Origin of the sequence: Acidithiobacillus caldus ATCC 51756, from assembly GCF_000175575.2 — a bacterium.
GTDB classification, from domain to species: domain Bacteria; phylum Pseudomonadota; class Gammaproteobacteria; order Acidithiobacillales; family Acidithiobacillaceae; genus Acidithiobacillus_A; species Acidithiobacillus_A caldus.
Map to the genome: position 1 here is coordinate 296,851 of NZ_CP005986.1, position 26,457 is coordinate 323,307.

At 65.6% G+C, this 26,457-nt stretch carries 25 protein-coding genes; all 25 read right to left on the reverse strand.

Annotation, left to right across the window (positions count from 1 at the left end; all coding sequences use genetic code 11):
- Positions 1–6 precede the first annotated feature (6 nt).
- The 25 genes from ACAty_RS01475 to ACAty_RS01595 all read right to left on the reverse strand — a co-directional run bounded on the left by ACAty_RS01475 (position 7) and on the right by ACAty_RS01595 (position 26,354).
- Positions 7–312, reverse strand: coding sequence for a hypothetical protein (locus ACAty_RS01475; RefSeq protein ID WP_004870278.1), 306 nt, complete (start codon positions 310–312; stop codon positions 7–9).
- Between the two features lie 52 nt (positions 313–364).
- Positions 365–715 (reverse strand): hypothetical protein, encoded by a 351-nt coding sequence (locus tag ACAty_RS01480; protein ID WP_004870280.1) that lies wholly within the window; start codon positions 713–715, stop codon positions 365–367.
- A 52-nt stretch (positions 716–767) separates the two neighbouring features.
- Positions 768–2,123, reverse strand: a complete 1,356-nt coding sequence (locus tag ACAty_RS01485; RefSeq protein WP_004870283.1) for a sigma 54-interacting transcriptional regulator — start codon at positions 2,121–2,123, stop codon at positions 768–770.
- Positions 2,124–2,129: 6 nt separating this feature from the next.
- Complete coding sequence (locus ACAty_RS01490; protein ID WP_004870285.1) at positions 2,130–2,414, reverse strand: hypothetical protein; 285 nt, start codon at positions 2,412–2,414, stop codon at positions 2,130–2,132.
- Between the two features lie 28 nt (positions 2,415–2,442).
- Positions 2,443–3,942 (reverse strand): HAMP domain-containing sensor histidine kinase, encoded by a 1,500-nt coding sequence (locus tag ACAty_RS01495; protein WP_004870287.1) that lies wholly within the window; start codon positions 3,940–3,942, stop codon positions 2,443–2,445.
- Positions 3,939–5,225 carry a dihydroorotase gene (locus ACAty_RS01500; protein WP_038471490.1) on the reverse strand — a complete coding sequence of 429 codons (1,287 nt, stop codon included), beginning with the start codon at positions 5,223–5,225 and terminating at the stop codon, positions 3,939–3,941. Before ACAty_RS01500 ends, ACAty_RS01495 begins: the two co-directional genes overlap by 4 nt.
- Positions 5,215–6,198, reverse strand: a complete 984-nt coding sequence (locus tag ACAty_RS01505; RefSeq protein WP_004873232.1) for an aspartate carbamoyltransferase catalytic subunit — start codon at positions 6,196–6,198, stop codon at positions 5,215–5,217. The genes ACAty_RS01500 and ACAty_RS01505 overlap by 11 nt, the downstream gene beginning before the upstream one ends.
- A complete protein-coding gene (gene pyrR / locus ACAty_RS01510) occupies positions 6,195–6,701 on the reverse strand; it encodes a bifunctional pyr operon transcriptional regulator/uracil phosphoribosyltransferase PyrR (RefSeq protein ID WP_004873233.1) in 507 nt (168 codons plus the stop codon). Before pyrR ends, ACAty_RS01505 begins: the two co-directional genes overlap by 4 nt.
- On the reverse strand, positions 6,698–7,144 hold the full coding sequence (gene ruvX, locus ACAty_RS01515) for a Holliday junction resolvase RuvX (RefSeq protein WP_004873234.1): 447 nt from the start codon (positions 7,142–7,144) through the stop codon (positions 6,698–6,700). The genes pyrR and ruvX overlap by 4 nt, the downstream gene beginning before the upstream one ends.
- Positions 7,137–7,694 (reverse strand): YqgE/AlgH family protein, encoded by a 558-nt coding sequence (locus ACAty_RS01520; RefSeq protein WP_004873235.1) that lies wholly within the window; start codon positions 7,692–7,694, stop codon positions 7,137–7,139. Before ACAty_RS01520 ends, ruvX begins: the two co-directional genes overlap by 8 nt.
- A gap of 61 nt (positions 7,695–7,755) precedes the next feature.
- A complete protein-coding gene (gene gshB, locus ACAty_RS01525; RefSeq protein WP_004873236.1) occupies positions 7,756–8,688 on the reverse strand; it encodes a glutathione synthase in 933 nt (310 codons plus the stop codon).
- On the reverse strand, positions 8,681–9,976 hold the full coding sequence (gene gshA, locus ACAty_RS01530) for a glutamate--cysteine ligase (RefSeq protein WP_014002209.1): 1,296 nt from the start codon (positions 9,974–9,976) through the stop codon (positions 8,681–8,683). The genes gshB and gshA overlap by 8 nt, the downstream gene beginning before the upstream one ends.
- Positions 9,973–11,142: a citrate synthase gene (locus tag ACAty_RS01535; protein WP_004873238.1), complete on the reverse strand. Its 1,170-nt coding sequence runs from the start codon at positions 11,140–11,142 to the stop codon at positions 9,973–9,975. The genes gshA and ACAty_RS01535 overlap by 4 nt, the downstream gene beginning before the upstream one ends.
- An 89-nt stretch (positions 11,143–11,231) precedes the next feature.
- Positions 11,232–11,603, reverse strand: a complete 372-nt coding sequence (erpA, locus tag ACAty_RS01540) for an iron-sulfur cluster insertion protein ErpA (protein WP_004873239.1) — start codon at positions 11,601–11,603, stop codon at positions 11,232–11,234.
- Between the two features lie 74 nt (positions 11,604–11,677).
- Complete coding sequence (locus ACAty_RS01545; RefSeq protein WP_004873240.1) at positions 11,678–11,965, reverse strand: hypothetical protein; 288 nt, start codon at positions 11,963–11,965, stop codon at positions 11,678–11,680.
- Positions 11,962–14,289: a ferrous iron transport protein B gene (gene feoB / locus ACAty_RS01550; protein WP_226824213.1), complete on the reverse strand. Its 2,328-nt coding sequence runs from the start codon at positions 14,287–14,289 to the stop codon at positions 11,962–11,964. Before feoB ends, ACAty_RS01545 begins: the two co-directional genes overlap by 4 nt.
- Positions 14,282–14,563 (reverse strand): FeoA domain-containing protein, encoded by a 282-nt coding sequence (locus tag ACAty_RS01555; RefSeq protein WP_004873242.1) that lies wholly within the window; start codon positions 14,561–14,563, stop codon positions 14,282–14,284. Before ACAty_RS01555 ends, feoB begins: the two co-directional genes overlap by 8 nt.
- A gap of 106 nt (positions 14,564–14,669) precedes the next feature.
- The gene (locus ACAty_RS01560) at positions 14,670–15,161 is read right to left on the reverse strand and encodes a phosphate-starvation-inducible PsiE family protein (RefSeq protein ID WP_193787413.1); all 492 of its coding nucleotides are present in this window, start codon (positions 15,159–15,161) and stop codon (positions 14,670–14,672) included.
- A gap of 11 nt (positions 15,162–15,172) precedes the next feature.
- On the reverse strand, positions 15,173–18,202 hold the full coding sequence (locus tag ACAty_RS01565; protein ID WP_038471495.1) for an FAD-dependent oxidoreductase: 3,030 nt from the start codon (positions 18,200–18,202) through the stop codon (positions 15,173–15,175).
- A gap of 48 nt (positions 18,203–18,250) precedes the next feature.
- The gene (locus ACAty_RS01570) at positions 18,251–19,231 is read right to left on the reverse strand and encodes an alpha-ketoacid dehydrogenase subunit beta (RefSeq protein WP_004870307.1); all 981 of its coding nucleotides are present in this window, start codon (positions 19,229–19,231) and stop codon (positions 18,251–18,253) included.
- A complete protein-coding gene (gene pdhA, locus ACAty_RS01575; protein ID WP_004870308.1) occupies positions 19,219–20,205 on the reverse strand; it encodes a pyruvate dehydrogenase (acetyl-transferring) E1 component subunit alpha in 987 nt (328 codons plus the stop codon). The genes ACAty_RS01570 and pdhA overlap by 13 nt, the downstream gene beginning before the upstream one ends.
- 68 nt (positions 20,206–20,273) lie before the next feature.
- Positions 20,274–21,008: a DUF429 domain-containing protein gene (locus tag ACAty_RS01580; RefSeq protein WP_004870310.1), complete on the reverse strand. Its 735-nt coding sequence runs from the start codon at positions 21,006–21,008 to the stop codon at positions 20,274–20,276.
- A 55-nt stretch (positions 21,009–21,063) separates the two neighbouring features.
- Positions 21,064–22,884 carry an SLC13 family permease gene (locus tag ACAty_RS01585; protein ID WP_004870312.1) on the reverse strand — a complete coding sequence of 607 codons (1,821 nt, stop codon included), beginning with the start codon at positions 22,882–22,884 and terminating at the stop codon, positions 21,064–21,066.
- Positions 22,884–23,615 carry a winged helix-turn-helix domain-containing protein gene (locus tag ACAty_RS01590; RefSeq protein WP_004870314.1) on the reverse strand — a complete coding sequence of 244 codons (732 nt, stop codon included), beginning with the start codon at positions 23,613–23,615 and terminating at the stop codon, positions 22,884–22,886. Before ACAty_RS01590 ends, ACAty_RS01585 begins: the two co-directional genes overlap by 1 nt.
- Positions 23,616–26,354 carry a sensor histidine kinase gene (locus tag ACAty_RS01595; RefSeq protein WP_226047719.1) on the reverse strand — a complete coding sequence of 913 codons (2,739 nt, stop codon included), beginning with the start codon at positions 26,352–26,354 and terminating at the stop codon, positions 23,616–23,618. It abuts the gene before it with no gap.
- Positions 26,355–26,457 lie beyond the last annotated feature (103 nt).

Below are 26,457 nucleotides of genomic sequence, written 5' to 3' on the forward strand. Positions count from 1 at the left end.
CGCGCCTCAGTTGTCCTCGGGCATGGCCATGTTGTGCGTGTCCATGTAGTGCTTGCCGCAATTGCCGCCGTGTGCCTTGATGGCCGCAGCGCTGACACAATGTCCCTCCGGCGCCATGGAGCGGGAGCAGCCGCCCTCACCCATTTTCGTGCTCATGGACCGAGAGCAGCCGCCTTCCGTCATGTTCTTGCTGCTCTGCATGGTGGTGGACGCCGCCGGCGCAGGCATGGCTGCGAGACTGGCTGCCGGCAGAGCCCCGAGGCTCAGGGCGAAGAGGGAAGCCAAAGGTAGGGAGCGTTTAGGATCGTGCACGATGAATCCTCCTGAAATTCCATTGCCCGGCACATGGCCGGACGGTTGCCCTTCAGGCCTTGCCCGAGGGGCCACGACTGCCGAAATAGCCGACACCCAAGAGTATGGCCGCCATCACCAGCTCCTGAATGGCGGGTATGAGCCAACCCCGCGGCCAGGCATTGAACCAGACCATGGCCAGGGTGATGACCCCAAGCAGCACCATGAAGCCGCCGAGCTTGCCCAGGGCACGGAAGACATTGGCGGCGGTGAGTACGCCGATGCCCCGATGCAGGCCGAGGCCCCGCAGGCGGCGATCGAGAAACTGCGGCGCGACGAGGTAAGTGAAGGCGACGGCCAGAAAGAGCAGAACCGCGACGGCGATGATGACGCCAAGGATATCCAGCACGTTGGATGCGGGCATGGGGCATACCTCCAGCCCCTACCATAGCGCGGCATGCCGCCGCTGCCAAGGATCAGTCCGAATCTTCTTCCTTGAAGGCTGCCGGATCCAGGTGGTAGCGCCGCAGCAGGCGGTAGAATTCGGTGCGGTTGCGTTGCGCCAGCTGTGCCGCCTGGCTCACATTGCCACGGGTCATGCGCATGATCTGGATGAGGTAATTCATCTCGAAACGACCCTTGGCATCGGCCAGGGGAAGCACCTCTCCCTCGCGGTCGCGCAGGGCGTGGCGGATGAGGGGTGCACCGATACGGGGTGTGGTGGACAGGACCACGGCCTGCTCGATGACGTTGGCCAACTGGCGGACGTTACCGGGCCAGGGAGCAGCCACCAGGAGTTCCATGGCCTCGGGAGCAATGCCGCGCACGTCCTTACGGTTCTTGCTGGCGGTGTCGCGGAGAAAGAACTCCGCCAGCAGGGGGATATCTTCGGGCCGTTCCGCCAGGGACGGCAACTCCAGCGTAACCACGCACAGACGATAGTAGAGGTCGTCGCGAAAGCGCCGTTCCGCCATTTCCTTTTCGAGATCGCGGTGACTTGCCGAGATTACCCGAACGTCCACCGGAATACTCTCCGTGGCTCCCACGGGTCGTACCACGCGCTCCTGCAGTGCCCGCAAGAGCTTGACCTGCAGCGCCAGAGGCATGTCGCCGATTTCGTCCAGAAACAGGGTCCCGCCATCGGCGGCCTGAAAGAGGCCCACGTGATTGCTGGCCGCCCCGGTGAAGGCCCCCTTCTTGTGGCCGAAGAGTTCCGACTCCAGCAGTTGCTCGGGAAAGGCGCCGCAATTGACGGCGACGAAGGGCTTGTTGCGGCGCGGGCTAGACTGGTGAATGGCCTGGGCCAGGAGTTCCTTACCCGTGCCGCTGGCACCGTGAATGAAGACGCTGGCGTCCGATGCCGCCACCAGTCGCGCCTGATCCAGCACCGCCTGCATGCGCGGGCTGCGGGTGAGGATACGCTCGAAACCCAGGTCCGAGGTCTTGCGGCTGCCGGTACTGGCCGCCGTGAGATTGAAGGCGCGTTCCACCTGAGCCATCAGATCCTTGCCGTCGAAGGGCTTGGTCAGAAAGGCGAAAACCCCCTGATCGGCGGCGACGAGGGCATCGGGGATGGAGCCGTGCGCCGTCAGGATGATCACCGGCAGGGTGGGATAATCGCGGCGGATGGCATCCAGCAGGGCCATGCCGTCCATCTCGTCCATCTTGAGGTCGGTGATGACCAGGCCCGGATGTTCCATGGCCAGCACCGACAGGGCCTCGCTGCCATTGGCGGCAGTGAGGATGGCGTAGCCTGCACTTTTCATGCGCAAAGACAGCAGCCGCAGCAGATCGGCATCGTCATCTACGAGAAGGATCTTTCCCTTGTCCATGCGTTTTCAGTTTCCCTGGGGTACGCGGGCGTTTTTTTCGATCTGGACCAGCTCATTCAGCTTCTTGCGCAGCTCACCCTCACGCTGCAGCGCCTGGCTCAATCGGTTTTGCAGGTCGTTCACCTTGGCCTCCAGTTTCTGATAGCCGGGGTCGCCGGCGCGCGCGGCGGCCAGCTGGCGCGCCAGATTGCTGGCCTCGCTCTGGGCCGATCGGCAGTCGGCGGTGGGCGCTGGCGCCTTCTCCAGCTCCGCCACCTTGGCTTCGAGGGCGGCGAGACGACTGGCGGACACGACCACTTCTCCGGGAGCGAGGACCACGCTAGGGGGCTTGGGTTTCTCGCTCGGCAGGTTTGCGCAGCCGCTGAGACTGGTCAGTGCCAGCATCAGGACGAGACTCGGGCGCCATCGGCAAACGACACCGGAAATGCGCACCGGGACCATCGGAATCGACAATTTCAAGACTTCCCCCGTAGCTCGTAACGTATTCTCTGGCAATGGCAAGCCCCAGGCCACTGCCTTCCACTTTCCCCTGACCGCTGGCACTGCCGCGGTAGAGGATATCAAAGATCTTTTCGCGCTCCTCGGGCGTCACCCCGGGGCCAGCGTCCATGACGTCGAGGACGGCATCCCCGTCCACGGGCTGCAGCCGCAGGCGTATGGTAGTCCCTTGGGGCGAGAACTTCACCGCATTGGACAAGAGATTGTCGCAGATGGTGCGCAGCCGATCGCGATGACCGGCGACCAGAAGCGGGGCAAGTTCCATGTCCAGCCGCAGGTTCTTGCTGCGCAGCACCGGTTTGTAGCTCTGCGTGAGCTCTTCCAGGAGCGCGTCCAGACGCACATCCTGCTGCATCCCGGCCGCCACCGGCCCTTCGGCGATGCTGAAGCGCAGGAGATCCTCGATCAGGCGTTGCAGGCGCAGGCTATTGTCGCGGACGATGTGGACGATCTCGCGCTGCTCGGGATCCAGTTCATGACCCAGGTCCTCTTGCAGGAGCTCGGCGCCTTCGCGAATTGCCGTGAGGGGCGTCTTCAGCTCGTGGGAAAGCTGCCGCAGAAAGTGGATCTTGGCCGCCTCCAGCTCGCCCAGGCGCTGCCGCAGCCACTCCAGGCGGTCGCCCAGGCTGGCGATGTCTCGCGGGCCGTTGACGCGGATGGGGCTGTCCAGATCGCCCGCGCCAAGGCCAGTTATGGCGTGGTCCAGGCGACGGATGGGGCGGGTGATGAGGACGATGAAAAAGAGGGCCACGGCAATGGACAGTGGCAGCACCAGGAGTACTTCGAGGATGGTCAGGCGTTTGATGGCCAAGGCCCGGGTGCCGAGTTTGGCCACTTCGGAACTGATGCCGTCGTTGACGTCGCTCTGCAGGCGCTGCACCTCGCCGTTGGCGCGGCTGAATTCGCTTTCCAGGGCACTGCGGTTGCCCTCCAGGGCGGCGACGGGGAGCAGGCGGCGCGCCTGGCGCAGATGGGCGTCGAGGCGGTTCAGGCGAGCGAGATCGGTCTTGGTGGGAGCGGCCTTGCGAAAGCGAGCGCTGACATCCCGATATTCCTCATAGCTCTGCTGAAAGAGCACGAGCAGGGCGGAATCCTGCAGCACCGTGTACTGCAGCCCGTAGCGCTCCATGGAGCGCACGGCGCTGCTCATGCGGTTGGCCGAGTCGCTGAGGGCCACTGCCCGCAGAATGCCCGCCTGTCCCTCCTCGGCAAAGTGGGCAATGGCAATGGTCACGCTAACGATGACCAGCACCAGCGGAATGATGGCAAGGCCAAAGCCCACTACCACCAGGCGGGAGATGGAATTGGGACGCAGGTTCATGGCTCCCGGCGATGGACGATGCGCCCATCCCGCAGGGTCAGCCGTACGGCCCCGCGCAGCTCCCACTGGCGGTAGGGATGGTTGTCTCCCGCGCTCCAGCCTTTTGCCGGTGCCTCCCAGGCGTATTCCGGATCAAAGACGCAGAGATCCGCAGACGCTCCCGGGGCCAGGCTGGGCGGCGGCAGACCCAGGGCCGTAGCCGGCCCCGTGGTGAGGCGCTGCACCAGTTGCAGCAGAGAGAGCACGCCTGCCCGTACCAGATTCAGGGATAGGGGCAGCAGGTACTCGATGGCGGCGATGCCAAAGGGGGCTGCCGCCATGGTGGCGTTCCCGTGATCCGGCCCGCGTGGCTCGTGCTGCGCCGACAGCACCGACAGGGTGCCGCGCGCCAGTGCCCGACGCAACCCCTCCTGCTGGCGGGCGTCCCGCAGCGGTGGCAGGATCTTGGCGTGGGTATTGAAGTTACCGATATCCTGGCTCGTGAGGAGCAGGTGGTGGATGCTCACCCCGGCCGTAACCGCCTGTCCCGCCGCCTGCGCCGCGGCAAGCTGGGCGACGGCCGTGGCACTGCTCAGGGTGGGAAAGTGCACCCGTGCGCCGACGAGTCGCGCGATCTCGAGATCGCGATACAGACCGATGTCCTCGGCGGCACGGGCCCGCCCGGTAAGTCCGAGACGTAGGCTCAACGGGCCCTCATCCACCACACCATCCGCCGCCAGACGCGAGTCTTCCGGGTGCAGCAGAACGGTACGGTCAAAGTCGGCGGCGTAGGCAAGGGCCAGGCGCAGGATCTGGGCGTCTTCGACACTGCGCTGGGCCTGACCGAAGGCGACGGCACCCGCCTCCAGCAAGGCGGACATCTCGCAGAGCCCACGACCATCGAGCTTGGGTGTCAGCGCTGCGCAGGGCATGACGCGGATGAGGCCGACGGCTTCTGCCTGGGCCAGTTGTTCCCGAATCACCCCGGGCGTATCGGCGACGGGCTGGGTATCGGGGCGCAGGAGTACGCGGGTGAAGCCGCCCGCCGCCGCGGCCCGCAGCTCCGAACCGAGGTCGCCGTCGCGCCCGGAGCCTGGGGTATGCCCCTGGAAGCTCGTCTCGATGAAGCCGGGACAAAGGCAGCAGCCGTGGGCATCGACGACCTCCGTCGCTGAGAAGTCGCGGGGAATATCGCCCACGGCCAGAATCCGGCCCTTGGCGATGGCAAGGTCGGCAACGCCGTCAAAACCCGTGCTCGGGTCCAGCAGACGTGCGCCGCGAATGAGGCGGGCTTCAGTCTTCATGGCCAGGGACCCCCGCAAGCAGACTGAGAACGGCCATACGCACCGCCAGCCCATGCTCCACCTGGGCCAGCACCACGGACTGCGGTCCATCCACGACGGTGCTGGCGATTTCCACACCCCGGTTGATGGGGCCCGGGTGCAGCACCAGGGCGCCGGGTGCAGCCAGCGCCAATCGCTCCGGGGTGAGGCCAAAGCGGCGATGAAACTCATCGAGGCTGGGCAGACGGTGGCTTTCCATGCGCTCCCGCTGCAGCCGCAGGGCGTAGACGATGCTGGCACCGGGCAGGGCGGCACGCGGGTCGTGGTGGACCTGGACACCCAGGCTGGCAAACTCCGGAGGGACCAGGGTGCGCGGCCCCAGCACCCGGATCTCGGGGCAGCCCAGGATCGACAGGGCGTGGATCAGGGCCCGGGCGACCCGAGAGTGCAGCACATCACCCAGGATACAGACCACCTGTTGCTCCACGGGTCCCGCCAGTCGGCGGATGGTGAAGACGTCCAGGAGCGCCTGGGTGGGGTGGGCGTGCTGACCATCGCCGGCGTTCACCACCAGAGCCCGTTCCCCCAGGTGCCGGGCCAGGAGGTGCGCGGCCCCCGCCTCCGGATGACGGACGATAAAACCGTCCACCTGCATGGCCATGAGATTGTCCACCGTGTCGAGCAGGCTTTCGCCCTTGGTGGTGCTGCTTTGGCTCGCGCTGATGTTGAGCACGTCCGCCGATAGGCGTTTGGCGGCGAGCTCAAAGGTGCTGCGGGTACGAGTGCTGTTCTCGAAAAACAGATTCACCAGCGTCCGACCGCGCAGCGTCGGTGTCTTCTTTACGGTCCGTTGGGCGATGCTCAGGAAAGACTCGGTGGTATCGAGGATCTGCAGGAGGTCTCGCTCCCGCAGGCCCTCGATACTGAGCAGGTGGCGCAGGCGTCCCTGGCCATCGTACTGCAGGTTGCCGTCGCCAAAGTGCAGGGTGTTCACGCGCGGGTCTCCCGCGTCTGGATTTCCAGACGCAAGGGCTCGGGGCCCATGAGCTTGATCTCCTGCCCGCTGTCCAGGGGCAATTGCAGGGCCGAGAAGTCGGCGGCGATGGGGAGTTCCCGGCTGCAGCGGTCTACCAGCACCACCAGGCGGATGCGCCGTGGCCGACCGTAGTCAAAGATCTCGTTGAGGGCGGCACGGACGGTTCGGCCGGTGTAGAGGACGTCGTCCACCAGCAGAATGTCGCGATCCTCCACATCGAAGGGCAGCCGCGAGGCACGCACCTCCGGGTGCAGTCCGATACGGCTGAAATCGTCGCGGTAAAAGGAGATATCCAGTTCGCCCAGGGGTAGCTCGAGGCCAAGACGGCGGTGCAGGGCATGGGCTACCCAAACGCCGCCGGTGAAGATCCCGATCATGGCCGTCGCCGTGGGATCCACCAGTGGCCGGAGCCGTCCAGCCAGGGTATCCAGGAGGGCATCCACGTCAAAGCAGGAGTTCATCCGCGACACCTTTCGCTCTGAAAGCCGCGGAGGATCTCGCAGGCCGCTAGGGGGTCCAGGGCCAGCCGCTGCCGACGCTTGCGCGGACTGGCCTCGCGCAGGCGGACTGCGGCGGTGACGCTGCTCAGGCGCTCATCCTGCCAGAGGATGGGCAGGCCGTAGCGTTGGCTGAGCGCTGCCGCAAAGTGACGAGCCCCGCGGGCGACGGCGCTTTCCGTACCATCGGCGCGGGCGGTGAGGCCGACGACGCAGGCGACGGGCGCCCACTGCGCTAGGACCTTTTCCAAAGCCGGCCAATCGGGCCCGCCACCGCCGTTGGCCACGGTGCCCAGGGGGCGGGGCGCAATGTCTAGGTGGGCGAGAATGGCCAAACCGATGCGACGACTGCCGTAGTCGATGCCAAGCCAAGGACCAGTGGCGCTTTGCGCAGGATCCTCAGGCATGACCCGCCGCGCCACTGAGCAGACGCATGTCCACCCCGAGTCCGCGAGCCGCCGCCTGCCAGCGCTCGGCGGGGGGGAGCTCGAAAAGGACACTGAGATCAATGGGCCCGTGTAACCAGGAGTTCTCGCTGAGTTCCTGTTCTAGCTGTCCCTCGCCCCAGCCGGCATAGCCCAGAGCCAGGAGAAAGCGCTCCGGCCCGCGGTGCTCGGCTATGGCCATCAGAATATCCGGCGAACTCGTCAAAAAAAGCCCCTCCCCCACGGCCATGCTCACCTGCCAGTCACCGGCACCTTCGTGAAGGATGAAGCCGTGCTGCGGTTGCACTGGGCCACCCCAGAAGACGGGTTTTTGTGCGGCATCCTCGGGCGGGGTGATGTTCACGGCCTCGAGGGCTTTGGCCAGGGAAATATCCAGCAGGCGATTGATGACCAGTCCCATGGCACCCTCTGGGCTGTGCTCGCAGATGACGATGACGCTGCGATCGAACATGCCGTCGTGCAGATTCGGCATGGCGATGAGAAGGTGATTCTTGAGGGACGAAAAGCTCATGCGCTCATGATACCTGCTTTACCGGTTTTTGACAGATACACCCACGGCTCCCGGGATCGCGTCAGGCCCCTTGCTCCAGACGCTGCCATAGGAGATCCGCCGCGTCGATGCCCGAGAAGCGCTGGATCTCCCGCGCGCCCGTGGGGCTGGTCACGTTGATTTCGGTGAGATAACCGCCGATGACATCGAGCCCCACGAAGAGGAGCCCACGCTCGCGCAGCACCGGTCCCAGGCGCGCACAGATCGCACGCTCGCGCGCGTTCAGATCGGCTGCTTGCGGCTGCGCCCCGGCCACGAGGTTGCCGCGGAAGTCATCGGCAGCCGGTACCCGCAGCATGGCCGTGGCGATGGGCTCACCGTCCACCAGCAGAATCCGCTTGTCGCCCTCGCGGATGGCCGGCAGGTAGCGCTGTGCCATGACGGGATGGCGTCCCCACTGGGTCACCGTCTCCAGGATGCTGCCGATGTTGGGGTCGCCCAGGCGCAGATAGAAAACACCCTCGCCACCCCGCGCATTGAGGGGTTTGACGACGATCTCCTCGTGCTCGCCCAAGAAGGCGCGCAGGGCCGCCATGTCGCGGCTGATGAGGTGCTCCGGCAGGAACTCGGGAAAGTGCAGGGCAAAGAGTTTCTCGTTGGCCTCGCGCAGGCTGCGCGGGTCGTTCACCACCCAGGTACCGGCATGGTCCAGGAGGTGGCAGGCCAGCAAGAAATCCAGATCCACCGGCGGGTCCTTACGCATCAGCACGAGATCCAGTTCCGCCAGGGGGCGATGGACGGGCGCGCCCAGGCGATAATAGTCCGTGGCGCGATCCCAGACCTCCACCGGCCACAGCCGTCCCCAGGCCCGACTGTCTCGGACCCAGAGTTCGGCCAGGGTAAACACCCACAGACGATGCCCCCGCCGCTGACCCGCCAGCAGCATGGCGAAGGTCGTATCCTTGGCGGGTTGTATTCCGCCAATGGGGTCCATGAGGACGGCAGCCTCAAGCACGGCTCTGGGTACTCCAGTCGCGCGCCTCCCGAGCCGCCGCCATGACCGCGAGGCGCGCGATGACGCCATAGGCATAATAGCGGTTGATGGGGGCGTCGGGCGGGGAGTTGCGGCAGGGGTTGACCCCTGTCTCGGCAAAGGCCATGGGTTCGAAGTGGGCTCCCGGCGCGTTGAGGTTCTCGTCTTCGCCGCGCTCGCGATGCACGCGATAGAAGCCGCCCAGCACCTGCTGCCCCACCAGGTACACCACCGGTTCGGCCACGGCGTTTTCGGCCGTGCGCTCGTAGGTGTAGACCCCCTCCTGAATGAAGACGTCGCTCACGGGCAGGCCCTCCTTGCTCTTGGCCATGCGTGTGCGCGCCTTGCGGTTGAGCTCCAGGAATTCTTCACCGGAATAGGCGGTCATCACGCCCATGCCGTAGGTTCCGGCATCGGCTTTGACGATGACGAAGGGGCGCGCCTGGATACCGTAATGGGCATAGCGCTCGCGGATGGCGTCCAACACCGCGTTGACGTTGGCGACCAGGCAGTCGCGACCTTCGGCGCGCATGAAGTCGATACCCTGACAGCGCCGGAATATGGGGTCGATGAGCCAGGGATCGATGTCGATGACCTCACCCAGTTCCTGCGCCAGACGCCGGTAATGGGCGAAGTGCTGGCTCTTGCGCCGGGTACGCCAGCCGGCGGCCAGGGGCGGCAGAATGGTCTGGGCAAGACCCTCCAGCAGAGGCGGCGTCCCGCCCGAAAGATCGTTGTTGAGGAGGATGAGCTCGGGCAGGAAATCCCCCGCCTGCAGATGATCGCCGTGGCGTTCTAGGGCCTCCAGGCGCAGCCGACCACCCGAGGGTAATTCCAGCTCCTGAGCCTCCCCCCTCAGGGAGGCCACCCGCACGTTCAGACCCGCCTGCTCCAGAAGTTCCGCCAGCCGCGCCACGTTTTCCAGGTAGAAACCGTTGCGGGTGTGGTTCTCGGGCAGCAGCAGTACCCGCTCCAGTCCCGGATGGTATTGGGCAAGGTAGTGCTGCACCGCGCTTACATACAAAGGCGCATATTCCGGGTTGAGGTTGTTGAAGCCCGCCGGAAAAAGGTTGGTGTCGATGGGCGCGAGCTTGAAGCCGGCATTGCGCAAGTCCACGGAGGCGTAGAAAGGCGGTGGTGTTTTTTGCCACTGACAGCGAAACCAACGTTCGATGGCGCACTGCTCCGTGATCAGGTGCTGTTCCAGGGACAGGAGCGCTTCGACGCGATCCGTCGCCAGACGCGGCGCCGTGCCCATTACGCCGATCATGGGTTTTGACCCCGGGACGGCCCACGCGGATAATGCCGCGGTCCGGCGCCGGTATATACCTGGGTCGGACGAAAAATCCGATTGTCCGCCAGCTGCTCGCGCCAGTGGGCCAGCCAACCCGCCGAGCGGGCCATGGCAAAGATGGGCGTGAACAGATCGCTGCGGATACCCATCTCGTGGTAGAGGATGCCGGAATAAAAGTCCACGTTGGCGTGAATGCCCTTGGGACCCAGCCGCTCACTGGCCTGACGCTCCAACTCCAGGGCCACGTCAAAGAGCTGGCTGTGGCGTAGATTGCCGGCCTCGGCCAGACGCTGCATCATCCCCATGAGGAGAACGGCGCGGGGGTCGCGGGTCTTGTAGACGCGATGCCCGAAGCCCCAGATTTTTTCCTTGCGTGCCAGGCGCTCGTCCAGGAAGCTTGCCACCTTCTCCACCCGGCCGATGCTTTCGAGCATTTCGATGACCTTCTGGTTGGCGCCCCCGTGCAGTGGGCCGGCCAGGGTGCCGATGGCGCCGGCGATGACGTGATAGGGGTTGGTCAAGGTCGATGCCGTCACCAGAACCGAGAAGGTGCTGGCGTTGATGGTGTGCTCCGCATGCAGAATGAGGCAGGCATCGAGGATACGGGCGTGCAGTGGGTCCGGCTCGGAGCCCGTCAGCATGTACAGAAAATTGGCGGCGTGGTTGAGGTCGGCCCGCGGCGGCAAAGGATCGTTGCCGTAGCGCATCTGTTCCCACATGGCGACGATGGTGGGAATGCGGGCGATGATGCGCATGGCCATGGCGTCCAGGTGCGACACGTTTTCCCGTTCGCTGTCGGACAGCTCCTGCTGGGGATAGAACATGCCGAGACTGGCCACGGCGCAGTGGAGCATATCCATGGGATGCCCGGTGACGGGCATGAACTTCATGATCTCGCGGACGTTGTACTTGACCTGGCGATGACTGCGTAGACCGCGGTCGAAACGTTCCAGAACCTCGGCGCTGGGCAGCTCGCCGTCCAGCAACAGCAGGGCCACTTCCTCGAAGCTGCTGTGCTCCACGAGCTCGTCGATGGGATAGCCGCGGTAGGAGAGGCGCCCGGCCTGCCCGTCGATTTCGGAAATGCTGGAGCAGGTGGCGGCAATGCCCTCGAGACCAGGGGCAACGGATGTTTCGGCCATAAGGACCCCTCAACGCAGCCAAAGGCCGGATGATACCCCAGAACGGGAGGAGATGGGGAGACGGGAACGCCTCCCCCGGTGTCTCGGGCTTAGGCCGAGAAGGAGGAGCCGCAGCCGCAGGTGGTGGTGGCGTTGGGGTTCTTGATGACGAACTGGGCGCCCTCCAGGCCCTCGCTGTAGTCGATCTCGGCACCCACCAGGTACTGGTAGCTCATGGGGTCCACCAGCAGGGTAACCCCATGCTGCTCCACTTCCGTGTCGCCGTCGTTGACGTTCTCGTCAAAGGTGAAGCCATACTGAAAGCCCGAGCAACCGCCACCGGTGACAAAGACCCGCAGCTTGAGATCCGCAGAGCCCTCCTCCTCGATGAGGGACTTGATCTTCTCCGCCGCATTGGTGGTCAGGGTCATGACGGGCGGCAGCTCGCTCAGGTTGGTCATGCTTTCCGTTGCAGTGCTCATGAAGGTGTTCTCCCGCGCCATAGCGCTCTAATGTGCCAATACCCGACTAGTTTGCTCGTCCATGGCCGCCGTCGTCAAGTTTGGTCACGGTCCACCCAGACAAAGCGTGCCGGCGCCGGGGCTTGCGCGCTGGCATCGTTCCCGGCACGGCCGCTGCAGGCGGTGCAGCGGCTGGCGCAGGACGATGCCGGGTTGGTGGAAGGACCGAGGGCAAAGATCCGGCGTACGCTTTTGCGCCGGCGCCAGTGCGCCAGTGCCAGGGCGGTGGAGTCGGCATCGAGGCCCGTGGCGAGGCTCAGCTCCGCCAAGCTCAGGGGGCGGGCACGCAAGGCATCGCGGACGCGGAACAGGGGGCTCATCATGGTCTTTGCGCAAGCCCATGGCTAGGGGTCTTGCCTTGGACGCGGCGACCGTAACGCCGCCACTGCCACCAGAACAGGGCGATCAGCGCGAGCACCATGGCCAGCCAGGCGAGGGATTGGCCTGGGTGTCGGGCAAAGGTCCCCAGCTGATAGACGCTGCCAGCGGCGATCCAGGCCGTCGCAAGACCGTAGAAGACAGAAAACCAGGCCCAGGGACGTCCAATTTCCCGGCGTAGGGCGGCAAAGGTGCTGGCGCAGGGCAGGTAGAGCAGGACAAAGAGCAGATACGCGAAGGCCGATAGATCCGTGAAGCCTGCCGTGAGCCCTTTGAGGGTGGCCTCATCGGCACCCGCGGCAGCGGCGCTCGCGGCCCGATCGCCGATAGAGGCAAAGCCCAGAGGGTCGGTGAGATTGTGCAGGAATTCCTGCCCGTGGGCCGGAATGGTGGCGAGGGCGGCGCGCAGCTCGGCGCCGAGGTCGGGATCGCGATAGGCGGTCATGAGGTCCGTCTCCCCCTGGCGCTGATAGATGCCGTTCATCACACCGATCACCACTTCCTTGACCAGAGCGCCGGCGACGAGTCCCGCCACCGCCGGCCATTGCTCCGTACCGATGCCCATGGGAGCGAAGACGACGGTCAGAGTCCGGCTGCCCTGGGCCAGCAGGGAGTGCTCCATATCGGTGCTGCGCAGGCCACCATCCACCCAGCCGATACCCGGCAGGAGCAGGAGAATGGCGCCGAGCACGGCGATGACTTTACCCACCCGCATCACGAAGACGCGCAGGCGGTGCCAGGCGTGCAGGGCGACGCTGCGCAGTCCCGGCCAACGGTAGGGCGGCAGTTCCAGTGCCAGGGGCCGCTCTGCCCCGGGCAGGGGACCCCGCCGCAACAGCCAGGCCGTCAGCACGGCCGCCAGAATACCCGTGAGATACAAGGCGAAGACCACCTGCCCGCCGTAGCCCCGAAAAAAGACGGCGGCAAAGGCCAGGTACACCGCCAGGCGTGCCGAGCAGGACATGAAGGGCTGCATCAAGGCCGCGATTACCCGCGCCCGCGGATCCTCGATGGTGCGTGTGGCGAGGATTGCCGGCACGTTGCAGCCAAAGCCGATGACCATGGGTACCATGGCCGTGCCCGGCAGGCCGAGATGGCGGAAGAAACGATCCATGACAAAGGCTGCCCGCGCGAGGTATCCCGAATCCTCCAGCGCGGCGAGCAAGAGAAAGGTGAAGGCAATGGGCGGCACGAAGCTCAAGACGATGCTCACCCCACCCCCAAATCCCCCCGCCAAAGCCTGTACGCCCCAGTCGGGAAGGCCCGCGTCGAGGAGCAGATGGCCCAAGCCGTGGACCAGAATGGCCTTGCTGCCGTCCTCGAAGAAATCCTGGAAGATCGCACCGGCGTTGAAGCTTGCCACCAGGAGGGCATAGAGGACCCCGAGAAAGATGGGCACGCTGATGACCGGGTGGAGGATCCAGCGGTCCAGGCGCTGCGTCCAGCGCTCTTTGGCAGAGGCGGTGGTGGCCGGCAAAACGGCACGGGCCGTGTCTTCGGCCCAGGCGAAGCGGGCGGCCGCCAGGGCATCGGCGGCATCCTCTCCGGTTTTTGCCCGTATCTCCTCACGGGCCCGGCGAGCATGCGGCTCAGCATCCGTCGGCGGCGGCGCCAGCCCTTCCAGGATACGCAGCCGATCCAGGGCCGCGAGTGTGGGCGTCTGGGCGGCCAATTGGGCCAGGGTGTGCGCAAGCTCCGCTGGATAGAGGGCAGGAACGGGCTCGCCGCCCTGCGGAAAATCCCGTTCCAGGGCCTCGCGCAGTTGCGCAAGCCCCTCGCCGCGGCGAGCAACCATGGGCAGCACCGCGATGCCCCCCAGACGCTGGCGCAGCCGGTCGAGATCCGGTACGGCGCGGCGGGCGCGGGCCTCGTCCATCATGTTCAAAACCAGCAGCAAAGGGCGACCCAGGTGCAGAAGCTCGTGGGTAAGGAGCAGGTGGCGTTGCAACTGGCCGACGTCCACCACCTGCACGAGGCCGTCCAGTTGCGCGTTCTGCACGTAGGCGCGGGCGATGTCCTGATCGACCCCACCGCCGCCCAAAAGGCTGTAGACGCCCGGCAGATCGACCACGATGAGTTCACCCGAATCCAGACGCAGCCGCCCCTCCCGTCGCTCCACCGTCACCCCGGGCCAGTTGCCCACCTGCTGGTGCGCACCCGTGAGGGCGTTGAAGAGGGTGGTCTTGCCGCTATTGGGATTCCCCACCAGAGCGATGCGGCGGCCTCCGCGGGCGCCGACCATGGCCGTGTGCGACATGGGTTCAGTCATCCTGCCTGTTCCCCGCCTTGAGCGTTGGACCGCCGAATCGGCGCACGGCAATGGATTCCAACCAGGGCCGGCCAAGGGCGATGCGGACGCTGCCGATTTGAAGGACGGCGCCCTGGGCATTGGGCCCCTGACAGATCTGTGCCAGGCATCCAGGACGCAGACCGAGACCGAGCAGGCGCCGCCGCTCTTGCGCCGAGGTCTGGATGGCACAGATTTCCACCTGCTCACCTGCGCGGGCCGAGCTCAGGCGGTGGGGGGAAAGGACTTGGGTCATGACGCTCACACTCCCAACGAGTTCGTGGGGACACTATATCATAATGGTAATCATTTGCAATATCAGCCCAGGGGAGGGCCGTCCCGGCGGACGCAGCCGCCGACGCTCAGTCCAGGTCGCCGTGCCTGGGTGTAAAACGCACGGCGGCGATGCGCGCCCCCACGAGCACGGCCAGGAGGGCGGCCGTGGCGAGGAGATCCAGGGGCCCCAGACGGTGGGCGTAGAGACCGATGAAGAGCTCGCGGAGCACAAAGACGATGGCCACTTCCGACAATACCCGCAGCCGGATACGGTGAAATTCCAGATAATCGGTAAAAGTGCGAAAAAGCTCGATGAGGACAAAGACGGAGAGGACATCCGAGACGAGACTGCGGATGACTTCCTCTTGTCGGAAATCCCGCAAAGAGCCATAGATGTCCCAGAAAAGGCTGGCCACGGCAAACACCAGCGTGAGGAGCATGAGAAAGATCATCACCGCGACGATGACGTCGAGGATCTTGGCGTAAAAACGCAGAACCGTCCCGCGCAGACCCTCGACGAAGCTGCCCGGCAGGATCTGGGACGGGTGCGTCGGCGCCGGACGCTTGCCCTCGCTCACGGGCACTTCGCTTAGGCCTTGGCCCGTGCCGAGCGGCGCAGGCGGGACAACAGCCGTCGCGCCATCTCGCCGAAGAGTTCCGTCTGGGTGGGGTGCGGATGGATGGCCGTCGCCACCTGTTCCAGGGTGAGCTCGGCACTGACCATCATCACCGCCTCACCCACCAGAGTGTCGGCGTGATCCGTCAGGAAGTGGACACCGACGATGCGATGGCTCTGTCGCTCCGCCACCATCTTGATCAGGCCGTCCGTTTCCCCAGTCATCATGGCCTTGGCATCGATGCTCATGGGTACTTTGACTTCCACGACGTCGAGGCCAGCGGCCTTGGCCTGTTCCGTCGTCAGGCCGACGAAGGCCACCTGGGGGCGGGTGAAGGTGACACCGCAGTCCTTGCGCGCTTCGTAGGTGGCGCGGTGACCCAGGAGGTTGGCCGCCGCCACCCGTCCCTGCTGGGCGGCGGTGTGGGCGAGCATGTAGCCGCCCACCACGTCACCCACGGCATAGATGTGCGGTACCGAGGTCTGGCCCCGGGTATCCACGGCTATGGCCCCGCGTTCACCGAGCCGGACCCCGGCACGCTCCAGGGCAAGTCCGGAGGTATCGGGACGTTTGCCGGTGGCGATGAGCAGCAGGTCTGCCGCTACCACCTGCGTTTCCTGCCCTTTCCCATAGCGGATCTGGAGGTTGCCCGCCTCTCCGGAGATGTCCTTTACCTGCACATCCGTAAAAACCTGTAGCCGCGGGCTGTTCTTGGCCAGCGCACGCATCAGTTGTTCGGCCAGTTCCGCTTCCATTTCGGCCACGGGGCGCGGAAGTGCCTCCAGGACCGTCACCTCGGCGCCAAAATCGTGGAACATCTGCGCCATTTCCATGCCGATGGCACCGGCGCCGATGATGCACAGACGCTTGGGCGGGGCGGTCAGATCCCAGACGGTGTCCGAGGTGACGGCGGCACCCGCCGCCAGGGCTTCCTTGGCGCCGGGAATAGGGGGAACGAAAGCGGGTGCGCCGGCGGCGATGACGCAAGCAGCAAAAGTCAGGGTGCGCGCGTCCCTGCCCTCGATATCGACGCTGTGGGGCCCAGTAAAGCGGGCGTGTCCCTCCAGAACCTGTATCTTCATGCCTTGGTCGGTCTTCAAGGCCATTTCGCCGCGGGTCTGGACGATGCTGCGCCGATGTTGCTCCAGCTGCTGCCAGTCGAGGTGCGGCTCACCCAGCTGGATACCCATGGCGGCATCGTGGACGCGATCGCGGATGCGGTCCGCCGCCGCCCGCCAGGCCTTGGACGGAATGCAGCCGCGCCAGAGGCACTCGCCACCCGGGAGGGGCGCATGGTTGACCATGGCCACGCGGATACCGTTCTCGGCCAGTTCCCGGGCGCAGTCCTCTCCTCCCGGACCCGCGCCGATCACCAGGACCTGAACATCGTAGTTTCCCTCCGGGATGACCGGGCCGCTCGCCGTAAGCCAGCTCTGCGGCGCCTCCACCAGCGCCTTGAGATCCTTGAGGAAGGCAGCGGCATCCGCCCCGTTCACCACGCGATGGTCGGCGCTGATGGTGACGGGCATGCCGTCCGGCCCCGTCGCCGCCACGGCGAGGATGGCCGCCGTTCCCGGGGTGACGATGGCATCAAACTGGCTGACGCCGTACATCCCCATATTGGAGATGGTGAAGGTGGGATGCTGGTAATCCGCCGGGCTGAGACGCCGCTTGCGTGCCCGCTCCAAGAGCGGTGTCCATTCCTCCTGCAGGGTCTTGAGATCCTTGTTGGCCAGATCGCGCAGGACCGGCACCACGAGGCTGCCGTCCTCGGTGGTGGCAGCGATGCCAATGTCGTGGGGCCTCCCCTCGACGATGCGATCCGGATGCTGATAGGCGGCATTGATGCGGGGTTGTCGCAGCAGTGCCTCGGATACCGCCTTGGCCAGAGCCACGGTAAAGGAGACGCCCTCGGCTTTGGCCGCACGCTGCAAGGCCTCGGGACGGATGTGCATGGTTACGTGGAAGACCGGAATGGTCAGGGAGGCGGTCATGGCCTGGCTGATGGACTTCTCGATGGCCGTCATCGGACGCCCGTCGCCCGGGACGGCCACCGCAGCCGCGGCGACATTGGACGCGGCGGCGGTTTGGGCGGAGACGTCGGCGGCGACGATGACGCCGTCCGGCCCACTGCCCCGCAGTCCATCCAGACTCAGCCCGCGGCTGCCCGCCAGAAGCCGGGCATAGGGCGTTGCCTTCGCGCCACGGGGACGGGGTGCGGGGCGAATGCTCCCGTCGCTGGGCACCGCCGGCGCCGGTTCCGCGGGGGTCACCACCGGCGCTGTGGCGGGCGTCGGGGCGGGCGTGCCAACGCTGCGGTTGGCCGCGCCGCCGGTGGCGGACGCCAAGGCCCGCTTAGCCTCGCGTTGCACCTTGTCGGCGCTGTCCACCAGCCAGGCCATGGCCTCACCCACGGGAACGACACTGTCCACGCTCAGCATGGGCCCGGAAAGGAAGCCCGAGCGGAAAACCTCCACATCCATGATGGCCTTGTCCGTCTCGACGGTGGCGACGATATCGCCGCGCTCCACGCGATCTCCCAGTTGCTTTTCCCAGGACACCAGGACACCCTCGGTCATGGTATCCGACAGCTGAGGCATCTTGATGGGATATGCGTTTTCTGCCGGTGCGGCGGAAGCTGCCGGTGCCGGTACCGATGCTGATTCCGCCTCCGCCTCTACCGCCGCCCTGGCGCGCGAGTCGGTCGATTTCGCTGAATCTGCCGTCACCATGCCCGGGGAGTCGACGGAGCCCTGGGGCGTGTCCGTCAGATAGCCGATGGCTTCCCCAACGGGTACGACGCTGTCCACGGCCGCCAGGGGGCCGGCGAGGAAACCCGAGCGGAATACCTCCACGTCCATGATGGCCTTGTCCGTTTCGATGGTGGCCACCACGTCGCCCCGTTCCACTCGATCGCCGGGTTGCTTCTCCCAGGAGACGAGCACGCCCTCGGTCATGGTGTCCGAAAGCTGGGGCATCTTGATGACGTAGGGTTCAGCCATGGTCTGCAAATTCCTCAGGACAAGGGGTGGGCTGGCCGCGCCGGCGGCCTAGCGACCCAGAAGTTTGCGCGCCGCCGCGACGACGTCGTCGGCGTTGGGGATGGAGGCCTTCTCGAGGCGCCGGTTGTAGGGGGTGGGTACGTCCCGGGCATGCACCCGCACGGGCGCCGCATCCAGCTCAAAGAAACACTCCTCGTTGAGGATGGCGATGACCTCGGCACCTACCCCCACCGGGGCCTCGTCTTCTTCCACCACGATGGCCCGGTGCGTCTTGCGCACGCTGGCGGCAATACCCGCCCGATCCAGGGGTTTGAGTGCGCGCAGATCCACCACCTCCGCGGCGATACCGAGCTCCTTGGCCAGTTTGTCGGCGGCGGCCAGAGCCCAGTGCACACTGATGTTGTAGGCGAAGAGGGTGAGGTCCTTGCCCGGGCGCACGACCTCCACACCCTCCAGCGCGGTGAAGTATTCCTCGTCCGGAACCTCGCCCTTGAGGTTGTACATGGCCTCGTGCTCGATGACCACCACGGGATCGTCGCAGCGTACGGCGCTTTTCAGCAGGCCGTAGGCGTCGCGCGGCGAGGACGGAGTCACGACCCGCAAGCCCGGCACGCCCATGAACACCTTCTCCATGCGCGCCGAGTGCTGCGCTCCCAACTGGTGGGCGGTGCCACCGGGCAGGCGCAGAACCAATGGACAACGGATTCGCCCGCCGGACATATAGTGGATCTTGGCGGCATTGTTCATGAGCTGGTCCATGGCGAGCCAGGCGAAGTTGACGCTCATGATTTCGACGATGGGACGGCAGCCGAGCATGGCCGCACCCACCCCGATCCCGGTATAGCTGTTTTCCGAGATAGGGGTGTCGATGACTCGCTTTTCACCGTACTTGGCGTAGAGGCCCGTAGTGGCCTTGTAGGTACCGCCGGCCACACCGATATCCTCGCCCATGGCGAACACCAGGGGATCCCGTGCCATTTCCTCGTCGTGGGCGCGCAGGATGGCCTGCCAATAACTCAGTTCTGCCATGCCTTGCAGCCTCCTTCGACATACACATAGCGCTCCAGATCCTCCACCGCCGGCTCGGGGCTCTGCTCGGCAAAGGGAATGATCTCCTTTTCGATTTCGTCCTGGATGGCCTGGTCCATGGCAGCGAAATCCGCCTCGCTAAGGACTCCGGCAGCGACCAGGCGGGCCTTGTAGATGCCAATGGGATCCCGCTGCGCCCACTGTTCCACCTCGTCCTTGCTACGGTAGGCGCCAGAATCGGACATGGAGTGGCCACGCAGACGGTAGGTCATGAGCTCCAGGAAGTAGGGACGGCGTTTTTCACGCACGTAATTCACGGCCGCCTCGGCGTGCTGCAGGACGACGTCGATATCCTGGCCATCGCACTGGGCCGCTTCGATACGATAGGGCGCCACGCGCTTGTACTGATGGATTTCGACGGTCGCGCGCTCGATGGCCGTGCCGATACCGTAGAGGTTGTTCTCACAGACGAAAAGCACCGGCAGATCCCAGAGGCTCGCCATGTTCATGGTCTCGTGGAAGGTGCCCTGATTATTGGCACCATCGCCCAGGAAGCAGATGCTGATCTCGTCGCCACCGCGCATCTGGATGGCCTTGCCAAACCCGGCGGCCAAAGGAAAGGGCCCGCCCACCAGGGCGTAGCCGCCCATGAAACGCCGGTCCGGGTCGAAGAGGTGCATGGAACCGCCACGCCCCTTGGAACAGCCCGTTTCCTTGCCGAAGAGCTCGGCCATGACCGCCTTGGGATCGACACCCGACTTGATGGCGTGGATGTGGTCGCGGTAGCCGGTGACCACATAGTCGTGGCCGGGACGTGCCTTTTCCAGCACGCCGATGGCGCAGGCCTCCTGGCCCGGATAGAGATGCAGAAAGCCGCCGATCTGCCGCTCCTGATAAGCCTCTGCACAGCGCTCCTCAAAGCGGCGGGCGAAGAGCATCTCCCGCAACAGGCGCTTCTGGTCGGTCGCGTCCATGATCCTCCTGAGTACGATTTTGGTGAAAAGTAAATCCGGTCAATGATGGCTTAGGCCCGGCGCGAGCGTCAAGGGTAAGGCCGCGCCGCGTGCCCCAGTACTCCCGAAGGCCGGGGGACGACGATGAAACCCTCGCGCACCATTCCGGCTTTCCAAAAAGGGGCAACGCCCGCGGCCCAGTATCCGGCCTCCTCCCGTTCTTCCAGAGCGAGACCGGCGAGGCCGGCAACCAGTGCCTGCAACTCGTCGTGATCGGGTTTGCGCGCAACCTGCAGAGGGAAGCGCGCGCAGAGGCTCGAAAACGCCGCGTCGAGGTCGATGGGATGGGTCTTTGCCTTGGCCGGCAGGGTGCGCAGGCCAAGCCCACGCCAGGCGGCGGTGGGAAAGGATTCCACCGCCCGCCCCTGGGAGTGGCGCGGATCCTCCAGCCTTGGCCAACCCAGCTGCGCCAGGGTATCGAAGACCGCGATGGAGAAGGCGACGAAGGGCCCATAATTGGCGGGCTTCACCTGTCCCGGCGTGCCGGTCTTGGCCGGCGTGTTGAGGGCGCGCTCGCTGCACCGCGAATGCGCGCAGCCATTGTCCCCATCCTTCCAGGCCTGAGGGCCGTCCAGAAGCATGCACGACGCACCTAGCTCCGCGGCAATCTCGGCAAGGCGCTGGGCCAGGGCGTCGGGCCGAGGGCTGCCAGACAGCCCAAGGCTGGGGAACTCGACGCGAATCTCCCCGTCACCTCGGCGCAGGAGGGCGATCCCGCAATCGCGATAGCACTTGTAGGCGAGATCGACGGATAGTACGGTCACGGGCGCTGCCAAGGGGCGCGGGCGCTCGGGGACCGTGTCGACATCGGCGCCACCTTCAAAAGGGAAAAAACTGGGGCAACGTCCAGCTGATGAGTACGCCCATGAGGATCAACAGCGGTAGCCCCACCCGAAAGAAATCCATGAAGGTATAGCCTGCGGCATTCATGGTCAGGACATTGGTCTGGTAAGCCATGGGGGTGGCGTAGCCGAGATTGGCGCCAAAGAGTACCGCCAGCAGGAAGGGTTCGGGGGACAATCCCAGACCATGGGCGATCTGCACCGAGATGGGCGCGCCGATGAGGGCGCCCGTGGTGTGCGAGGCCACATTGCCGAGGAAGGCGACGAAAAAGAGGATGAGGCCCACGAGGATGGTCGGTGGCAATCCCTGGGTCAAGCTGAGGAAGGCCTGGGCCAGAAAATGCGCGGCCCCGGTCTTGACCAGGGCCATACTCAGGGCGATACCGGCGGCGATGAGGAGGATGACGGAGGCACTGATGGCGCCGCCCACCTGGCGCCACTCGATGCAACCGGTGACGATCATGAGCAGGACGCCCACGGGTGCCGTGACGGCGATGGGCAAGAGATTCAGAGCCGCCGGCAGGACGATGGCGAGCATGATCAGCAAGGCCAAGGGCGCCTTTTTGCTGCGCGGCAGGTCGACACTGGCATCTAGAAAGGTCAGATCGCCGCGGGCGCGGATCTCGGCAATGCGCTCCCGTGCGCCCTGTACCAGGACGACGTCGCCGTTGCGCAGGCGCTCGGCCTCGAGATCGTCCGTCTGCAGGCTGGTGCCGCGGCGGTAGATGCCCAGCGGGGTGAGATCGAAGCGGGCGGCGAAACGACTGCCCTTGAGGGTTCGCCCCACCAGGGGAGAGGCGGGTAGTATCACCACCTCCACCACCTGCTGGTCACTGTCCGCATCCTTGTCCTTGTCCGCGGCATCGACCTTCTTGTCGCCGAGGGTCAGTTCCGCCCCGATGCTGGCCTCCAGATCCTTCAACTTGTCGGCATAATCGCGCACCTGCAGTTCATCGCCGGCGGCAAGCTTGAGGTCGGGGAAGGGCACGAGGATCTGCTCCCCCCGCTGTACCCGACTCACCTTGAGATCGCCCACCTCCTTGCGCAGCTCCGCCAGGGTCTTGCCGGCAAACTTGCTGTCTTCCTTGAGCTTGAGCTTGGCATTGAAGATGCGCGGTGAGCGATCACCGGAGGGTGTTGGCCGCTTGGGCAGGAGCAGGGGGGCGATGAGCCAGAGGTAGACCATCGCCACCCCGCCGGCGATGGCGGCGGGTAGGGTGAAATGGAACATACCCATGGGCGGCAGACCCAAGGACTGGGCCACGGACACCACCACCAGGTTGGTGGAAGTACCGATGGTAGTGGCCATGCCGCCGATGAGGGCCGAAAAGCCCAAGGGCATGAGCATGCGTGAGACCGGCCGGTTGGTGCGCAGGGCAATACTGGTGAGCAAGGGGATCAGGAGGACCACCAGAGGCGTGTCGTTGACGAAGGCGCTCAAGACAGCGGTGACCAGGAGTACCAGCAGTAAGGCCAGGGGTGGCGCCCAGTTCCAGACCTTGCTCAGAAATCGACCCAGAGGCTCCAGGGCGCCGGTGTGGACGATGGCCGCGCCGGCCACCATCAAGGAGACGATGGCTACCAAAGCCTCATTGCCAAAGCCCTGGAAAAAGATGGTGGGGTCGAGGGTGCCGTGGCCCACCCGCATGGGCAGCAGGGCGAAGAACAGGGGGATGATCACCAGGATCCCGAGGCTCGTGGTGGCCACCGGAATGTTCTGCCGGCTGTAGGAGACCAGCGCCAGGAGGGCGATGATCATGACCGCAATGGCGTGGATGCTCGGGGTATCGACGGGCATCAGGAATCGCTCCGGCTGGGGTCGGGGATGACCAGACGGTAGCCCAGACCGAGCTCCGTGATCAAGTACTGCGGCGCATTGGGGTCTGCCTCGATTTTCTCGCGCAGGCGCTGGATGTAGATGCGCACATAATGGTTGTCCTCGGCGTGGGATGGTCCCCAAATGGCCGCGAGGATCTGGCGATGTGTGAGCACCGCGCCGGCGTGGCGCAAGAGCAGGCGCAGCAGCTGATACTCCTTGGCCGTGAGGCTGATCTCCCGCGCGCCAATGCGCAGGCAACGGCGGTCGTCGACGAGCGCCCAGTCGCCCACGCGCAGCGGGCCTTGCTCGCTTTTGCGACCCAGGCGGCGCAGATGGGCCTGCAGGCGGGCCAGCAGCTCGCCCACGGTAAAAGGTTTGGTCAGATAGTCGTCGGCGCCGCGCTGCAGGGCTTCCACCTTGTCGACTTCCTGGCCACGCGCCGAGAGGACCATGACGATGCTCTCCGGCGTTTCCCGACGAAACCAGGGGATCAGATCGAGACCGTCGCCATCGGGCAGACCAAGGTCCAGAAAAATGGCGAGAAAGGGATCGGCTCCCTGGGATCGGCGCTGGCGCAGTCCCACCTTGGCCTTGGCGGCGGTGTTCTCCCAACGGAGGTCATAGTGCCCCTCGGCCCGCAGCGCCCGTTGCAGGAACTGGGCGATGGCCGCATCGTCCTCTACCAGCAGGATGGCCGCCTCCTGTGCCACTCACTCCTCCTGGGGCAGCGAGGGCGGCGCTTCCCGGGGCAGGGAAAAACAGAACTTGGCGCCGCGGTTCATGACCTGATTGCTGGCCCAGATGCGTCCGCCGTGCATCTGCAGGACACTCTGGGCGATGGCGAGACCGAGGCCGCTGCCGCCCGTGCCCACAGGTGGTTTGACACGGCTGAAGCGCTCGAAGATCTCGCGCTCGCGCCCCGGCGGAATACCGTAGCCGTGGTCGATGACGCAGACGAAGATCTCCTGGGGGTTGGCCCAGGCCTGAATGTCGACGGCAGTGCCCGGCGGGGTGTAACGGCAGGCGTTTTCGATGAGATTGCCCAGCACTTGGGTGAGCAGCGTGGGGTCACCGTGCAACAGCGGCAGATCGGCGGGGATCTGGACGTTGAACGGGCGGTCGGCGCAGGGGCTCTGGCGCTCGCGGCGGGCGCTGCCGAGGATATCCGTCAAGGGCACCCACTCCTTGTGCAGTTCGGCACCACCCGAGAGCAGCGCGGCAACGCGGAGGATGCGCTCCATGGTCTGGCTCATGCGTTCCGTTTCCGTCCGGATATCCCGGATCAGCTGCTGTTGCTCTGCCTCCGGCAGGGTGCCGTGTAGACGCTCTAAGGTGCCGAGGGAGCCCAGAATGGTGGTCAGCGGCGTGCGTAGGTCGTGGGAGACGGCACTCAGCAGGGCGCTTTGCATGCGCTCCAACTGAAGGTGCAGATCGGCCTCGCTACGCCGCTGGAAGGTACGGGCCGACTCCAGGGCGACGGCCACCAGCCGGGTGATGGTCTCCATGTAGCGCAGCCAGTCCGCGGGTGTGCGTCGGATCTCCACATCGCTCACCATCATCACGCCCAGCACCCGTTCGCCGGCGGATATGGGCAGCATCAGGGCGGGCAGGCCCGATAGGGTATCCGTGCCCATGCCAGCGGGGCGACCGTGCTGGAATACCCACACCGCCGCCGACTGCAGGCCGTCGCGCTGTTCGCCGAGGTCCGTATCCTCGGGCAGCAGGCGCAGAGGCAGACCGTCATCGGCCCCGGCAGGCAGCCAGAAGGCGGTACTGAGGCCCAGGGTACTGTGGATCTGCTCGGCCGCGGTGGTCAGGATTTCCGGTGCGCTGCGCAGGCGGCTCAGGGCCTGCACCAGGGTGTAGAGGTTACGCGCGCGGCGCTCGCGCATTCGCGCCATGTTTTCCTGTTCCCGCGAACGGGCCACCAGCTGGCTGATGAGGACGGCAAGGGCGAGGATGATGCCAAAGGTCACCAGGGAGCCGAGGGTTGCCGGCAGACCCCGGCTCAGCCCGAAGGCGTAGAAGGTCACCAGCGCGCTGGACAGGGCGATGATGGAGGGCCAGCGCCCATAATGCAGCGCCGTCCCCACCGTGCCCACGAGGTAGAGGAGGAAGACGCTGGGCAGTCCGAGCAGCGGATTCAGGGCCAGGGCCAGCAGCGACAGGCCGATGCCGAGACCGGCACCGATGGCCAGGGCACGGTTACGCTGGCGCCGCTGTTCCGGGCTGATGGTCATGCCGAGGTACTGGCGGCTTCTTTCCAGACTCTCCTCGCTCACGGCCTTCTTGAGGGGCAGCGGGTGGACGACCACATCCATTCGCCGCCGGCGGTTCAGTAGCTTGCCCAGCAGCGAGCCCGGCCACCACCAGATGTAGCGGCGCAGGCCCTGGGCCTGACCGACGAGGATCTGTGTCACATCCCGTAACTCGGCGTAGGCCAGGATCTCCGCCGCCACATCCACGCCCGTCAGACGCACGGTTTCGGCACCGAGGCGTTCGGCCAGATGCAGATGGCTCCAGAGCCAGGCCTGTTCCTCGGGTTTTTGCAGGAGTCCGCGGGGGGTGTCGACGTGGACCACGATCCAGGGGCAGCGCAGGGCCGTGGCCAGGTGGTAGCCGGCCCGTACCAGATGCTCGTCCTCGGGATACATGCCGATGGCCACCAAGAGGCGCTCCCGTACCCCGCCGGACTTGGAGTCTTCGGGGTTTTCGGCGTTGAATTGACGCAGCTCCAGGTCGACGCGGTCGGCGGCGATGCGCATGGCCAACTGGCGCAGGGCGATGAGGTTGCCCTTGCGGAAGAAGTTGGCCATGGCGCGCTCACCGCGTTCCCCCAGGTAGACCTTGCCCTCCTTGAGGCGCTGCAGGAGGTCGGTGTCGCTGATGTCCACCAGGGTCAGCTCCTCGGCCTCGGCGATGACCCGATCCGGTACCGTTTCCCGAACCTGCACGCCGGTAATGGCCCGCACGACCTCGTTGACGCTTTCGAGGTGCTGGACGTTGACGGTGGTGGCCACATGGATGCCTGCGTCCAGGAGTTCCTCCAGATCCTGCCAGCGTTTTTGGTGGCGGGAACCCGGGGCGTTACTGTGGGCGAGCTCATCCAGAAGCAGAAGGCCGGGACGCCGCTGGAGGGCCGCATCCAGGTCGAATTCCTTGAGGGTGACGTTGCGGTGCTGGGCCTCTCGCAGGGGGAGCTGGGGCAGGGCATCGGCCAGGGCCTGGGTGTCGCTGCGCTGATGGGTCTCCACAACGCCGATGAGCACGTCCCGACCCTTGTTCATCTCGTCCAGGCCGTAACGGAGCATGGCGTAGGTCTTGCCTACCCCAGGGGCGGCGCCGAAAAAGATCTTCAGCCGTCCCCGTTGTTTGGCGGCCTCTTCCTTTTGCACGGCCGCCAGCAGGGCATCGGGGTCCGGTCTATCCTCAGTGATGTCGTCACTCATGGGTTCCTTGTGGCCAGCCGTGGCGCCCTCGCTTTCCAGCATCATAGGGTAAGGGCTGCGGCGGGCCAATAGGCTGCGGGGCGGCTGGAGTCGTGCCGCCGAC